We start from the raw sequence: 14,856 nt of genomic DNA on the forward strand, positions 1-14,856 counted from the left end.
TGGAGATGACCATGGATCCCAACACCATGACCCGTGAACGCAAGAAGATCATCCTGGACTGTGACCCCGGGCATGACGACGCCGTTGCCCTCTTGCTGGCGCACGGAAATCCGGACATCGAGTTGCTCGCGGTGACCACCGTCGTCGGCAACCAGACGCTCGAAAAAGTCACGCGCAACGCCCTTTCCGTCGGAACCATCGCTGGCATCACTGGTGTTCCCTTCGCCGCCGGTTGCGATCGGCCGCTGGTCCGTTCCATCGAAACCGCACCGGACATCCACGGCGAGACCGGCATGGACGGCCCGGACCAGCCGGAGTCCGCCATCGAGCTGGACCCGAGGCACGCCGTCGACCTCATCATTGAGACCGTCATGGCGCACGAGCCGGGCACCGTGACCCTCGTCCCGACGGCGGGACTGACCAACATCGCGATGGCAGCACGCAAGGAGCCGCGCATCGTCGAACGCGTCAAGGAAGTCGTCCTCATGGGCGGCGGCTACCACGTGGGCAACTGGAGCGCCGTCGCCGAATTCAACATCATCATCGACCCCGAGGCCGCGCACATCGTCTTCAACGAAAAGTGGCCCGTTGTGATGGTCGGCCTGGACCTCACGCACCAGGCGCTCGCTACCCCCGAAGTTGTCGGGAAGATCGCCGCCATCGGCACCAAGCCTGCCAAGTTCGTCATGGAACTCATGGAGTTCTTCACCAAGACCTACAAGGATGCCCAGGGTTTCGACTACCCGCCGGTCCACGACCCCTGCGCCGTTGCCTACGTCATCGATCCCAGTGTGATGACCACGCGCAAAGTCCCCGTCGACATCGAACTGCAAGGCAAGCTCACCCTTGGCATGACTGTCGCGGACTTCCGCGCCCCCGCCCCGGCGGACTGCCACACCTCCGTGGCCGTGGACCTCGACCACGAAAAGTTCTGGAACCTCGTCACCGACGCGATCATCCGGATCGGCGAGCCAGTTGAACCAGGCGAGCCGGACACACAAGCGCACGACGGCGGAGCTGCCGCCGGCGAAGTTCTCGAACCCGCCGTAGCGGGCAGCATCGCGGGAGAGGCGAAGTAGATGACCACCTTGACCAACACCAGCAAAACCAGCCGCGGCAACGTCACGGCATTGATGGTCGCACTCCTCGCAGCATGCGTGGCGTTCCAGCTCAACGCGTCCATGCTCAGCCCCGCCCTGGTCACCATGGGCAACGAACTGCACACGGACCAGGCCGTGATCGGGCTCTCGCAGACGTGGTTCTTCACCGCCGCCGCCTTGTTCTCCCTTTTCCTGCCGAGGCTCAGCGATATCGTGGGCCGCAAGAAGATCCTCGTCGGCATGATGATCCTGATGGCCGCGGGTTCCGTCATCGCGGCGCTCGCCCCGGACGTCACATGGCTTTTCGTGGGCCGCATCATCCAGGGCGTCAGTGGTCCCACGGTGCCGCTGTGCCTCATCATGCTGCGCTCCGCCGTCGACAATCCCCGTAAGTACGGCGCATTGATGGGCCTCATCACCGCCGTCAACGGCGGCGTGGCTGGCGTTGACTCCTTCGTGGGCGGCTACTTCGCCGAACACTTCGGCTTCCGCAGCATCTTCTGGCTCATGGTCGGCCTCGCCCTCATCGCCACGGCCCTGATTGCGTTCCTGGCCGACGAAAGCAAGCCGGCGGCCGGCACCACCATGGACTGGTGGGGCGTGTTCTTCATCGTGGTGGCAGTCGGCGCCCTCCTGACGGCCCTCAACGAAGGATCCAAGCTGGTCAGCGGCTACTCGGCCAGCACTCTGATGCTCTCGATCGGACTGATCATTGTAGCTGTGGTGGCGTTCGCCGCCTTCTGGAAGACCGAGACGCGGGCCAAGCAACCGATGGTGGAAACCGTCCACTTGCGCCAGCGCTCCACGTGGGCACCGCTCCTTACCACCACCCTTGCCATGACGGGCATCTTCGCCGTCATCAACGGAATCGTGCCCGCCTACGTCCAGGCCTCAGCACCCGGGTTCGGCGTCGGCCCCACCGAAATGTCCCTCATGATCCTCACCCCTTACGCCCTCCTCGGCTGGGTCTTCGGGCCGATCAGCGGCCGGCTCGCACCGGTCCTCGGCTACACGAAGGTCCTTCGCATCGGCATGATCGGCAGCATCGCGGCCTTGGCGTTCATCGCGTTCTTCGGCCTCAACAGCCTGCCGCTCATGATCGTTGGAACCGCCTTGCTCGGCATCATGTACGCCGGTACGGTCAACATCATGCTCAACGGACTCGGCGTCGTCCTCTCCCCTGCCGGCAACCCCGGCTTCCTGCCCGGCATGAACGCGGGGGCATTCAACCTCGGCGCGGGCTTGAGCTTCCTCGTGTTGCCCGCCGTCCTCGTGGCCACCACCGCGGCGGGCGACGTCAAGACGTCCTACTTGACCGACGTCATCGTCGGCTTGGTCATCACGGTCGCCGCGTTTGCGGCGTCGCTCCTGATTCCCAAGCCGCTGGAAGCCGAGGTAGCGAAGTGAACGGCCGGATCGTCGTCGTCGGCTCCCTGAATGCCGACCTGACCATCTATTGCGAGCGCCTCCCGCTCCCGGGCGAAACCGTCCACGGCAACGGCTTCTCCGTCAACCCGGGCGGCAAAAGCGCCAACCAGGCTGTCGCGGCAAGCAAGTTGGGCGGCGATGTCAGCCTCATTGGCGCCGTCGGGAAGGACCCGAACGGGGACATGCTCATCGCTTCCACGGAAGGCGCGGGAGTGGATGTCTCCCGCGTCCGCCGTTCCGGGGAGGTAGCCACCGGCGTCGCGGTGATCGCGGTGGACGAACACGGCGAGAACAACATCATCATTTCGGCCGGCGCCAACGGCACCCTCGCACCCGCGGACGTAACAACTGAAGCCTTCGACGGCGCCTCGGTCCTGTGCCTGTGCCTCGAGGTGGCCCTGGAGACTGTCGAGGCGGCCGCCAAAACAGCGCACGACGCCGGCGCGACAGTCCTGCTGAACCTCTCGCCATACGCGGAAATACCGGAAAGCCTCGCGGCCTTGAGCGACGTGCTGCTGGTCAACGCGCACGAGGCTTCCCTGTTCCTGGGCGAGGCCGAGATGCCCCTCCCGACGGCGCCCGCGAGCGAGTGGGAGGGCGTACGCAGCCAGTTCGCGGACCGTGGTTTGGAGCGGGTCCTGGTTACCCTCGGCTCGCAAGGCTCGGTGGTCTTGGATTCGCAAGCCGCAACGGGAGAACAGGTGGTCCGGATCGCGCCCACAGAGGTCCAGGCCGTGGATACCACCGGAGCCGGCGACGCCTTCACGGGTGCTGTGGCTGCCCGCCTTGCCGCGGGAGAGTCCCTCGCCGAGGCAGCGGCGTTCGCCTCCGTCGCCGCAGCTCTGGCGACCACCAGGAAAGGCACCCAGGCGGCCTATCCCGGCGTCGAAGATGTAGTTCGGCACCGGTCCTAGCCTGCCCCTGTCCGCCCGGACGGCCCGGGGGTAAGCTCTGTCCATGAGTGCCGTCAGCATCTCCGGGCTCGTGAAATCGTTCGGTCGGTTCAAGGCCCTGGACGGACTGGACCTTGGGGTCGAGGAAGGCGAAGTCCACGGCTTCCTCGGCCCGAACGGCGCGGGCAAATCAACAACGCTCAGGATCCTGCTAGGCCTCCTCCGGGCAGATGCTGGAACGGTGAAGGTCCTGGGGGCGGATCCTTGGCGCGATGTGGTTCCGCTTCACCGGCGCATGGCCTACGTCCCCGGTGATGTGAGCCTGTGGCCCAGCCTTACCGGCGGCGAGGCGATCGACCTTCTGGGCAGGCTCCGCGGGGGCTTGGACGACAAACGTTGCGATGAATTGCTGGAAGCCCTCGAACTGGATCCGACAAAGCGCGGACACACCTATTCAAAGGGAAACCGGCAGAAGGTTGCCATCATTGCCGCCTTGTCCTCCAACGCCGAACTCCTGATCCTCGACGAGCCCACCTCGGGCCTCGACCCCCTCATGGAAGCCACTTTCCGGGAAGAAATCCGCTGGGAGCGGTCGTTGGGCCGCAGCGTCCTGCTTTCGAGCCACATCCTCGCCGAAGTGGAAGCCCTCGCGGACCGCATCAGCATCATCCGCAAGGGCAAAGTGGTGGAGACGGGCAGCCTCGAGCAGATGCGTTCCCGCGCCCGCACCAACGTTTCCGCGACGATCGACGGCAACGCGGCCCTCCTGACCACCCTTCCCGGCATCGCTGACCTGCGGATTGAAGGGCACCGCGTGCATTTCAGCGTGGACTCGGAGAACCTCGGGGATGCGATGAGCGTCCTTTCCCACCATGGAATGTCGGCGCTCACGGTTTCGCCGCCGAGCCTTGAGGATTTGTTCCTCCAGCATTACGGCGACCCGTCCGACCTGTCCGTGGAGCACGACGACGAACAGATGGCTCCATCGTTCTTCGACAGGCACGGCCGCAGGCGCGCGGAATGATCCAGGCGCTGACGGGAACCGGGCCCCTGCTCCGGCACGCGATCGGCCTGGACTTCCGGAAGCTGCTCCCGTGGCTGCTCATCTTCGCGGTGTTCCCCTTGATTGCCTTTTCGGCGTATCCGTCGCTGTTTCCATCGCAGGCTGATGCGGTGGTGCTCCAATCGACGCTGTCCGCCAATCCGGCCTTCTCGCTCCTCTTCGGGCCAGCGACGGACCTCAGCACGGCGATCGGTTTCACTACTTGGCGAATCCAGATGTTCGGCATGTTCTTCGCTGCCCTCATGGCGATACTGACGGTAACCCGGCACACGAGGGCGACCGAGGACAACGGACAAGCAGAACTGCTGGACTCCGGCGTCGTCGGCCGGCACGCACGGCTTGCCTCGGCTCTCGTTCTCGCATGGCTTGCTTCCGCCGCGGTGGGTGTCCTGGTGGCCGTCACGTTGGCATTTGCCGGTGCGCCGCCGTCGTCCGCGTATGCCCTCGGAAGCATGCTGACGGGCACCGGATTCGTGTTCGCCGGCGTCGCTGCGGTGACGGCCCAATTGGGCTCGGTGGCACGCGTCGCCAACACGCTCGCGGCAACGGTGCTCGGCATCTCCTACCTTGTGCGCGGGCTCGGCGACACGTTCCCCGGCGCGGACTGGATCCTCTGGTTCAGCCCCATGGGATGGGCGGAGCGCATCCGGCCGTCCGCCGAAAACAACCCTTGGCCTTTCCTGCTCTTGCTTGTGGCAAGCATCGGCCTGGCGTTGTGGGCGGCGTGGCTCTCCTCGCAACGCGACTTCGGCCTCGGGCTCATCCCCACGAGGCCGGGTCCTGCACGCGGCCGAGTCGGCATGTGGGGTCTGACAGCCAAGCTGAACCGGCTCCCCTTGTGGACGTGGGGCGTGAACCTCTTGATCCTCGGCTCGGTGTTCGGACTGGTCACCGGGGCATTGAGCAGCGTGTTCGCCAGCAATCCGTTCGTCAAGCAAATGATCGCGTTCCGTGTGGCCACGGAGGAGCAATTGGCGTACGCATTCGTTGAAGTCCTGGTGCTGCTCCTGGGAATCATCGGGGCAGTGGTGGGCATCCAACTCGCCTTGCGCTTCTATGCTGAAGAGGAGGAGCGCCGGTCGGAATGGGTCTTGTCGGCGCCGCTGTCGCGGCTGAGCCATGTCGCCCCGACCGTCGTAGTGTCGGTCGCCGCGCCCGCCGCGGGAATGATCCTCTGTTCGCTGGCCTTGGGGATCGCTTCCAATATTTCGGGCTCGCCGCTCGACGTCTGGAAGGTCGTCCTGCAGGGGATTGCCGAGCTCCCGGCCATTTGGCTCGCCGTCGGATTCGCGGTGGCCCTGGTCGGGTGGGCCCCGCAACTACGCTCGCTCGCTTGGCTCCTCCTGGTCTACTGGCTGCTCCTGACGTTCTTCGGACAGGTGTTGAAAGTTCCGGAATGGTTGATGGACACGAGCCCTTTCCACGTGGTGCCCCACGTGTTTTCGGATGGCACCGATTGGGGTGCGGCCTGGTGGAGCCTGGTGATCGCAGCGGCCCTGGTCGCTGCCGGCCTTGACGGGTACCGGCGTCGGGATTTGGTGTGCACTTAAGGCCGTTCGCGGGCATTTGAGGCCGCGCCGCTTTTACTCCTTCGCCAGCGTCTTTACAAATTCTTCCGGCAACTACCCGTTCGACTAGCCAAGACGGGGTGGGATCCCTCATGCTTGCTGCATGTACTCAGCGTCGAGCCCATACCGCATCATCACCGTCTGCACGGGAAACATCTGCCGCTCCCCCATGGCTGAGCTGATGTTGACCGAAGCGTTCGACGCCGGAGGGCTGGGTGGCGCTGTGGTTGTGGACTCCGCGGGGACTACTTCGTACGAGGTCGGGCATCCCATCGATCCGCGCGCGGCCCGGGTCCTGACCGCCAACCGCATTCGGTCCGGGAAGCATATCGCCCGGAGCTGGCGGCCCGAGTGGTTCCGCGAGCGGGACCTGATCCTGGCCCTCGACGTCGACCATTACGGCTGGCTCCATGAAGCCGCCCCGGACTCCGAAGCCCTCGGCAAGATCCGGATGTTGCGCAGCTTCGACCCCTCGGCGGCCGGCCGGAGCACGCTGGACCTGGGCATCGAGGATCCTTGGTACGGCGGCCACGACGATTTCGACATTACGTGGAACCTGATCAGCGCGGCTGTCCCCGGCATTGTCGCGCACGCCAGGAGCGTCATCGCCGAACGGCAGCAGGGCGCCGGACAGCTACTCGACCCGCAGCAGGTACGCTCTATTTCATGACCCCAGCACCTGTGATCATCGCCATCGATGGCCGTTCCGGCGCGGGAAAGACAACCCTCGCCGTCGAACTCGCCGCCCGACTCCGCATGCATCACAAGGTGTCGCTATTCCACCTCGAGGACATCTATCCCGGCTGGAACGGGCTTGCGGCGGGAATCGAGCGGTACGTCACCACGGTCCTTTCGCCGCTACGGCAGGGTGACGCCGCGGAATGGGTGAGTTGGGACTGGGCCAACCACTACGACGGCCGGACCCACGTGACCTTGCCCGCCGAGATCGTGATCGTGGAAGGCGTCGGCGCGGCTGCCGACACCGCGCGGCCCATGCTGGACGCTGTGATCTGGGTGGACGCTCCGGACGACGACCGCAAGAGTCGCGCCCTGGTCCGGGACGGCAGCAGCTACGAGCCCTATTGGGACACATGGGCGGCGCAGGAAGACGAGTGGCTGGATGCCGACGACGTCCTGGATAACGCCGACATCCACGTCCTCAACCGGGCCGACGGCCATGCGCCTGAAGATGTCCTGCAGGCGCTGAACTACCTTCCCGCGCTCTCCCCCGTACTGGCCCCCGAACTCTCGGCACGCCGCGGTTTGCAGCTCCGGGCCGAACGCCTCGACGCCGCCCCCTGCGCCGCCGAGCTCTTCCATACCCTGTACGGCGAATCGGCCAACGCCGTCTGGCTCGATTCCTCGAACGCGGCCTCCGACGCGAGCGCCTACGCCAACCCCGAGATCGCGAACGCCGCCGAGCGCAGCCGCTTCAGCATCCTGGCGGACGACGGCGGATCGTTCGGCCAATCGGTCCTGCACAGTTGGGGTGCCACCCGGCTCAGCGCCGGTTGCGCCACTGTGGAGACCACCGGTCCCTTCTTCCGCTGGCTGGACACCGTGTGGGGACGAAAGGCACTCAGGGCGCCGGAAGGCTACGAGTGCGAATTCACGCTCGGCTGGCTCGGCTACCTTGGCTACGAGCTCAAGCGGGAGACCGGCGGCAACGACGTCCACTCAACAACCCCGGATGCCGCGTTGCTTTTCGCCGGCCGTGCCGCAGTGATCGACCACCGCGACAACGTCGTGTGGTTGCTTGCCCTCGAAGCTCCCGATGCCGACGAATGGTTGGAGCTCGCCCAGGAAGCCGTGCACTCGGCCGCCCGGACTCCGGCGCCCGAAGCGGGCGGCCGGCAAGACCACCCGGCCGGGGATCCCGCCGTCGGGCAACACGGTTTGGTGCCCGAATTCGCGAGCCGCGATACCGAAGACGAATACAAGGTGAAGATCGGCGACGCGCAGGCACAGATCACCGAGGGCAACACCTACGAAGTCTGCCTGACCACCACAGTGAGCGCCGTGGATCCCGGGCTGGATCCGTGGCAAAGCTACCTCGCGCTGCGCCGCCGCAACCCGGCACCGTTCGCGAGCTACCTGAGGTTCGGTGAGCTGGTGGTGGCCAGCACGTCTCCCGAGCGATTCCTGAGGATGACGTCCGACGGCGCCATGCGGGCCGAACCGATCAAGGGGACCCGGGCCAGGGCGTCCGATCCGGGCATCGACGAAGCGCTGCGGTGGGCGCTTGAAAACTCGGTCAAGGACCGTGCCGAGAACATCATGATCGTGGACCTCCTCCGCAACGACCTCAGCCATTTCGCTGTCCCGGGCTCGGTCACGGTGAGCCGGCTGTGCGCGGTGGAAAGCTACGCGACGGTGCACCAAATGGTGAGCACCATCGACGCCCGCTTGCGCCCCGGCGCTCCGCGAGCCGAGGCGGTGGCGGCGGCGTTCCCCGCCGGCTCCATGACTGGGGCGCCGAAGATCAGCACCATGGATATCCTCGACGAGCTGGAGTCGGGTCCGCGCGGGGTTTACTCCGGTGCGATCGGCTACTTTTCGCTCAACGCGGCGACCGATCTCGCCGTCGTGATCCGGACCCTGGTGATGAGTCCCGACGGCGACGGCGGCCGGACCTTGAGCCTCGGCGTCGGGGGCGCCATCACCGCGGATTCCCGGCCTTTCGAGGAGTACGAGGAAATCCGGACCAAGGCATTCGGCGTACTCTCGGCCCTCGGCGCGGAATTCCCCTCCCCCTAGTCGTGTTCTTCGGTCCGGGCTCGGATTGTCCGGACATCGTTGTGCGTGATCGCGTAGTAGATGAGGCTGGAGATAATCGCCCCGACGAACCATGAGTACGGGCCCAGGCCCGAGCCTCCCGGCAGGAACGTCTGCAGCGCCGGAACCAGCGCCAAAATGCCCGCGACGACGGCAGCCGGCACCAAAGCGGCCACCGCCTTGAGGTTCCAGCCCTTCGTATAGAAGTAAAGGCCCTTCTCGTCCTCGTGGTACAGGTCCGAAACCTTGCAGCGCTGGTGCCGGATGCGGAAGAAATCCGTGAAGATGACGCCGAACAACGGACCAAGGAGCGCACCCAGTCCGCCGAGGAAGTACACGATGACCACCGGGCTGCTGAAGAGGTTCCACGGCAGGATCACGATCGCGAGGAGTGCGCTGATGAGGCCGCCGCGGCGGAAATCGATCCGGTGCGGCGCCACGTTTGCGAGGTCATAGGAAGCCGAAACGAAGTTGGCCACGACGTTGATGCCGATGGTCGCCACCACGAAAGTCACGGCGGCGATGATGGTGATCCACGGATTCCTGATCGCCTGGACAATCGCCACGGGATCGGTGATGACCTTGAACATGTCCTGTCCTTGGTACTGGTCCTTGGTGAAGTAGGACGCAGCACCGGCCGTGACAACCACCGTCACCAGGGCAAAGGCGATGAAGTTCACGGGAAGGCCCAGGAAGTTGCCACGCAGGATGGTCCGGCGGTCCGGCGAGAAGCGGGAGAAGTCGCAGAAGTTCAGGAGCAGCGCAGCAAAGTACGTGACGGTCAAGGCGATGGCCGAGAAGAACTGCGTCACCGCGGCGGGGCCGTCGAGGGGCGCGACTCCGGGAATCGAGAGGCTGAATTTGTCGCCTGCCTGGGTCAGGATGTACACCGCGAGCGCGAACATGGCCACCCAAATCGCCGGGCCAGCCCAGTCCTGGAATTTCCGGACCGTCTCCATGCCGCGGCGGATCACCAGCAATTGGACCGCCCACAGGACCAGGAACGCTGCCCAGCCGAGCGGCGTCAGGCCGAGGATGTGAGGTGCGTCCTGGCCGTCGAGGGGCGTCAGTTGGGGCCAGACGGAAAACACCAGGACCAACACGGCTTCGGACGCGAGCCAGGTCTGGATGCCATACCAGGCAATGGCAATCAGCGCCCGGATCAAGGCAGCGAGGTTGGCGCCGAACAGCCCGAACGACATCCGCGCGAGGACCGGGTACGGGACACCGGTCTTCTGCCCCGCGGTCCCGGCGAAGTTCATGAGGAAGTACACCAAGGTAATGCCCACCACGAGTGCCAGGAACACTTGCCATCCCACGAGCCCGGTAATGAAGAGCCCTGCGGCGAACGTGTACCCGGCGATGCTGTGGACATCGCACATCCAGAGGGCGAAGAGGCTCCTGACCCGCCAATTGCGTTGCCTGGCCGGAGCGAGGTCCGCGTTCCATAGCCGATCGCTGACAAGTCGACCTTCGGCCAGGATCCGGACCTTTTCTGGATATTCCTCGCCGGGCTCGGGACGATCCTGCGTAGCTTGGGTCTGGTTTTTCCGGGCCATGATGCCTCCGAACAATTCCTCCGATGCAGGCTTTGCTTACAGAATCGCCCCATTACACCGGGAAGGAAAGACCCCGACGGCGGTGGGCTCTTTGGGTGGCGACGCTCGATTGCTCATCCCCCGAGGTTCAGCATCTGCACGTATCGGTCCACCATCATGTCTTGGCCCTTGATCCTGGAGATCGCCTCGGAACTGGCGATTTCGCCGTCGGGCAGTTGCCCCGAACCGCCGCGCGGACCCAAGGGGAGGATAATCACCGGGCGCGACGGCGACCACTCCGCCAGCTCTCCGGAACCGTTGATTTGGGCCTGGATATTGGTGGCGACCACTGCGGCTTGGCGGCCTGCCACGCCGGCCTTGTTGACGTCGATGTTCGAGATGTCGCCGAGGGCGTAAACATTGTCGAAGCCCGCCACGCGGAGTTCGGGCGTGACCTCGAGGTATCCGTCGTGGGTCCGCGCAGCCAAGAGCTCGCCCGCCACATAGTCTGTCTGGGGCGCGATGCCGTAGCAGCGGAACCAAATGTCGGCCTCAATCACCGTACCGTCGCTTGTAGCGACGGTGAACCGGCCGAATTCTCCGGCCCGCGTCGGGGCCGGCTGAACCAGCGGACTACCGAGGTTTCGCCGGATCCCGAGTTCGTCCAACTGCCTGGTGATTTCTTCGCGCAGCCTCGGGTCATAGGGCCCCGGCAGGATGTCCGGCGCCACGTCCACAAGCACGATGTCCTTGTCCGGCCACGCCGCGGCGATCTCGCCGGCGAATTCAAGGCCAACCGCACCGGCGCCCAAAAGCATGACGCTGTCCGCCCGTTTGAGGTTGTCATGCGCGGCTTGATACTTCGCGACGGCGTCGACCGTGGCCGATTGGTCGCTCTTCGCGGGGAACGGGTAGCTGGATCCGCTCGCCAAGACGAGGTAGTCCGGCGTGAGGCGGGTCCCCGAAGCCAGTTCGACCGTATGGCCGTCCACCCTGGTTGCCCGGTCCCGGAGCACGGTGCCGTTCTTCAAAAGGTGGTCGTAAGGCAGGAACATCCGCGGAAGGAAGTCCGGTTGGACCACCGAACGGAGTGCCGCGATGTTGTGCACGAATGCGTCCTTGGGTTCCACGAGTACGACGTCGGCCGCCTCGTCGAGTGCCTTTGCAACGCCGATCCCGCCGTAGCCTCCGCCGACCACCACAACCGTCGGCTTCACGATGTGCTCATTCATGGCATGCCGTCCTTTGTCCCATACCGATGACAACAAGTTCGGCCAGGCAATCATTTCCCGACTATTGCAGCGTTGCCGTCAATCGGGCCACGTTGTCCACGTATTTGGCGAGCATCGGCCGGTGGGTCCAGGCATTGAGGGTCAGCTCGCGGCACATCTCGCGGTACGCAGATTCCACCGAACGCATTTTGTCCACGGCCTTGGCACCGAGGAGCATCACGGACACCTCCATGTTGAGCGAAAACGAGCGCATGTCCATGTTGCTGGAGCCGAGGACCGCCACTTCGTCGTCGATGGTGAAGTGCTTGGCGTGCAGTACATACGGGGCGCGATACAAGTAAATCCGTACCCCTGCCTCCAGAAGCGCCTCGTAGTACGAGCGCTGGGCATGGTCCACGAGGAACTGGTCCCCCTTTTCCGAGACGAAAAGTTCGACCTCGACGCCACGTTGCGCCGCCGTCGTAATCGCGTACAGAAGCGAATCGTCGGGGACGAAATACGGACTGCAAATCGAGATCCTGTGCTGGGCCGAATAGATCAGGGTATTGAACAAACGCAGGTTGTTTTCCGTGGCGAATCCGGGCCCGCTGGGGACGACTTGGGCCGTCATGCGCCCCGGCGTCGGTTGGGCGGGAATCTGTAATTGGCTTTCGAGGGATTCGTCCGTTTCGCTGAGCCAATCGGTGGCAAACACCACGTTGAGGGTGGTCACGATGGGTCCCTCCAACCGCGCCATGAGCTCCACCCATTTGCGCCCGGCCCGGCGGTGCTTCGGGTTGTTGTACGAAGGTTCGATCAGGTTCTGCGAACCCGTGAAGGCGACGTTGCCGTCGATCACCAGGATTTTCCGGTGGTTCCGCAGGTCCGGACGCCGCCACTGGCCGTGGATGGGAAGTAGCGGCAGCATGCGCCGCCACTGGATGTGCCCACGCTTGAGCCTGCGGACGAGCCTGCGGTAACCGCGGATCCGGAGTGTCCCGATGTGGTCGAACAAGAGCCGGACTGTGACTCCACGCGCTGCCGCGTTTTCCAATTCGGTGAGCAATTCGTCCGTGACCGAATCGCTGCTCATGATGTAAAACTCCGCGTTGACGAAGTTTTCCGCACGCCGCACGGCCTCCGCCATTGCCTTGAGCGATTCCCCGTAGCCGGGAATCAGCTCGACGGAATTTCCGTCCACCATGGGAAGCGAACCGAGCCGCCGGTTCAGTTCACCCGCCGAGGTCACCCATTCGGGCCCGGAATATTTGCTCACGACGGCGGCGAGCGCCGAGATTCCGGCCCGCACCCTCTCGTTGACTTGCTCTTGTTGTTCCCGACGACGGCGGGACAGGCGAAAATTGCCGAACAAGAGAAACAACACGAAGCCGACGGAGGGGACGAGGAAGACCGCCAGGAGCCAGGCCATAGCCGTGGTGGGCCGGCGGTTTCCCGGGATGATGCCCAACAGCACGATGCGCAGGGCAATTTCGACGATGGCCCACGCACTGAGCAGCCATGTCCATTCGATCCCGAGTTGAAACGGGAAAAGCACTCGACAACCCCCACGGTCAAAGAACTAAGTTCTGCCCAGCCTATCCGCCCCGCAACCAACTCGAGTTTGTGTACACCTCACGCCCTTAAAACGCCCGAATAAGGGCATTATCTGTACACAAACTCGGGAGGGGGAGCCGCACTAAGCTGGAAGCATGACTCTTCCTGCTCCTACGGTCCTCGTTTTCCTCGATCCCGCGTTTGAAAACGGCCGTGTCGCCGATTCGAGCCAACCCCAGCTCATGGCCACGGATTTGGGTGCCACGCGCGGCGACGGCGTGTTCGAGTCGCTCCTCGCCGTCGGGGGCAAGGCGAGGAAGATGCAGGCCCACCTCAACAGGCTCGGCAGTTCGGCGCGCGCACTGGACCTCAACATCCCGGAGCAGGACACCTGGCGCCGAGCGATCGGCACCGCGATCGCCGAATTCCGCGAGGCATACCCCGCTCCGAGCCCGGCCGAGGACGAAGTGGTCGTCAAGCTCCTCGTGACCCGCGGCGTAGAAGGCGCGGCCTCTCCCACCTGCTGGATCCAAGCCTCGCCGTCCCCCGCGGGCAGTCGCCGGCAGCGCGAGACGGGTATCGACGTCGTACTCCTGGACCGCGGTTTCGACACCGAGGCGAGTGAGCGCGCGCCCTGGCTGCTGCTCGGCGCAAAGACGCTTTCCTACGCCGTCAACATGGCGGCGCTGCGCTACGCGCACAAACAGGGCGCCGATGATGCCATCTTCACCTCCACAGACGGTCGCGTCTTGGAAGGGCCAACGTCCACCGTGCTGCTGGCGCACGTTGAAACGCTCGACGACGGCGCGGGGTCTGCGCGCACCGTCAAGCGCCTCATCACTCCCCAACTGGACAGCGGAATCCTTCCCGGGACCTCCCAGGACGCGCTCTTCGCCAAGGCGAAGGCGGCAGGCTGGGAACTCGGCTATGGCCCGCTGATCCCGGACGATTTGTTCGACGCCGACGCCGTGTGGCTCATCTCGAGCATTCGCTTGATCGCGCCGGTGAACCACATCGACGGCAAGGAAATCGGCACCCCGGCCCTGCGTAAGCAGCTCACGGCCGAACTCAACGAACTGTTCGCGGGCATCGAGTAGAAGCGAGTTACTTTGGGCGGGTGATTTGCTCCCGCAGGATATCGGCGTGCCCGCAGTGTTGAGCCAGTTCGCGCAAGACGTGGAGGTAGACCCACCGCAGCGGGAGCGGCCCGCGCCGGTTTCCTTCAAGGAGGTCGTCCAGGCCCAATGAGCTGGTGGCAAGCCGGGACGCTTCGCACGCCTCGCGGTGCGCCGACTGGATGCCGGCGACGGTATCGCCGTCCTCGAGGATGAACGATTCGTCCGGCGTCGCGGGGATGCCGATTTCAGCCCGGGAGCGGCACGTGACCGCTTCGTCGAACCAGACTTTCTCCACGAAGGTCGCGTGCTTCACCAAGCCCAGCAAAGTGGTTCGGGAAGACACCAACGATCTCCGGGCTTCTTCCTCCGTCAGACCGTTCAGGCAGTCGTTGAGGGCGCGTCGATGCTGGTCGATAAAGGCTTCGAATTGGGCACGGATCGGCTGGTTGATGAAATCGTCCACATTGCTCGCGGGAAGGGAAGGCATGGGTGGAGTATTTCAAGGCGGCCGCCGGGGAGGCAACGGGCCCTAACTGGGAGCCGAATCCTATTGTGCCGCCCAAACACCAGTAGTTAACTAGTTTTGTGAACCTGCTGGGGGAGGGTGA

At 64.6% G+C, this 14,856-nt stretch carries 12 protein-coding genes; 8 read left to right on the forward strand and 4 right to left on the reverse strand.

The genetic code is table 11. The features are described 5' to 3' along the window. The first annotated feature begins 11 nt into the window (after positions 1-11). The 7 genes from uriH (at position 12) to pabB (ending at position 8,809) form a co-directional block, all read left to right on the forward strand. On the forward strand, positions 12-1,079 hold the full coding sequence (uriH, locus tag E1809_RS13595; protein ID WP_133204772.1) for a uridine-preferring nucleoside hydrolase UriH: 1,068 nt from the start codon (positions 12-14) through the stop codon (positions 1,077-1,079). Continuing rightward, the gene (gene uriT, locus E1809_RS13600; protein WP_133204773.1) at positions 1,080-2,507 is read left to right on the forward strand and encodes a uridine transporter UriT; all 1,428 of its coding nucleotides are present in this window, start codon (positions 1,080-1,082) and stop codon (positions 2,505-2,507) included. Continuing rightward, entirely contained in the window at positions 2,504-3,442 is a 939-nt protein-coding gene (locus tag E1809_RS13605) for a ribokinase (RefSeq protein WP_133204774.1), read from the forward strand. Before uriT ends, E1809_RS13605 begins: the two co-directional genes overlap by 4 nt. A 43-nt stretch (positions 3,443-3,485) precedes the next feature. Continuing rightward, positions 3,486-4,445: an ABC transporter ATP-binding protein gene (locus tag E1809_RS13610; RefSeq protein ID WP_133204775.1), complete on the forward strand. Its 960-nt coding sequence runs from the start codon at positions 3,486-3,488 to the stop codon at positions 4,443-4,445. Then, positions 4,442-6,034 (forward strand): ABC transporter permease, encoded by a 1,593-nt coding sequence (locus tag E1809_RS13615; protein WP_133204776.1) that lies wholly within the window; start codon positions 4,442-4,444, stop codon positions 6,032-6,034. The genes E1809_RS13610 and E1809_RS13615 overlap by 4 nt, the downstream gene beginning before the upstream one ends. A 121-nt stretch (positions 6,035-6,155) precedes the next feature. Then, positions 6,156-6,722: a low molecular weight protein-tyrosine-phosphatase gene (locus tag E1809_RS13620; protein WP_133204777.1), complete on the forward strand. Its 567-nt coding sequence runs from the start codon at positions 6,156-6,158 to the stop codon at positions 6,720-6,722. After that, entirely contained in the window at positions 6,719-8,809 is a 2,091-nt protein-coding gene (gene pabB, locus E1809_RS13625) for an aminodeoxychorismate synthase component I (protein ID WP_133204778.1), read from the forward strand. The genes E1809_RS13620 and pabB overlap by 4 nt, the downstream gene beginning before the upstream one ends. Here pabB and E1809_RS13630 read toward each other — a convergent pair. From E1809_RS13630 to cls, 3 genes are all read right to left on the reverse strand, one after another. Continuing rightward, on the reverse strand, positions 8,806-10,386 hold the full coding sequence (locus E1809_RS13630) for an NCS1 family nucleobase:cation symporter-1 (RefSeq protein WP_133204779.1): 1,581 nt from the start codon (positions 10,384-10,386) through the stop codon (positions 8,806-8,808). The two genes, pabB and E1809_RS13630, sit on opposite strands and share 4 nt — an antisense overlap. A 113-nt stretch (positions 10,387-10,499) precedes the next feature. Continuing rightward, a complete protein-coding gene (locus E1809_RS13635; RefSeq protein WP_205754187.1) occupies positions 10,500-11,597 on the reverse strand; it encodes an NAD(P)/FAD-dependent oxidoreductase in 1,098 nt (365 codons plus the stop codon). Positions 11,598-11,658: 61 nt separating this feature from the next. After that, a complete protein-coding gene (gene cls, locus E1809_RS13640) occupies positions 11,659-13,131 on the reverse strand; it encodes a cardiolipin synthase (protein WP_133204780.1) in 1,473 nt (490 codons plus the stop codon). A 154-nt stretch (positions 13,132-13,285) separates the two neighbouring features. On the opposite strand from cls, the gene E1809_RS13645 reads away from it, so the two are divergent. Next, positions 13,286-14,227 (forward strand): aminodeoxychorismate lyase, encoded by a 942-nt coding sequence (locus tag E1809_RS13645; RefSeq protein ID WP_133204781.1) that lies wholly within the window; start codon positions 13,286-13,288, stop codon positions 14,225-14,227. Between the two features lie 7 nt (positions 14,228-14,234). On the opposite strand, the gene E1809_RS13650 is transcribed toward E1809_RS13645, so the two are convergent. Continuing rightward, positions 14,235-14,735, reverse strand: coding sequence for a DinB family protein (locus E1809_RS13650; RefSeq protein ID WP_133204782.1), 501 nt, complete (start codon positions 14,733-14,735; stop codon positions 14,235-14,237). Between the last annotated feature and the right edge of the window lie 121 nt (positions 14,736-14,856).

Source organism: Arthrobacter terricola (assembly GCF_004354015.1).
In the GTDB taxonomy this organism is placed as follows: domain Bacteria; phylum Actinomycetota; class Actinomycetes; order Actinomycetales; family Micrococcaceae; genus Arthrobacter; species Arthrobacter terricola.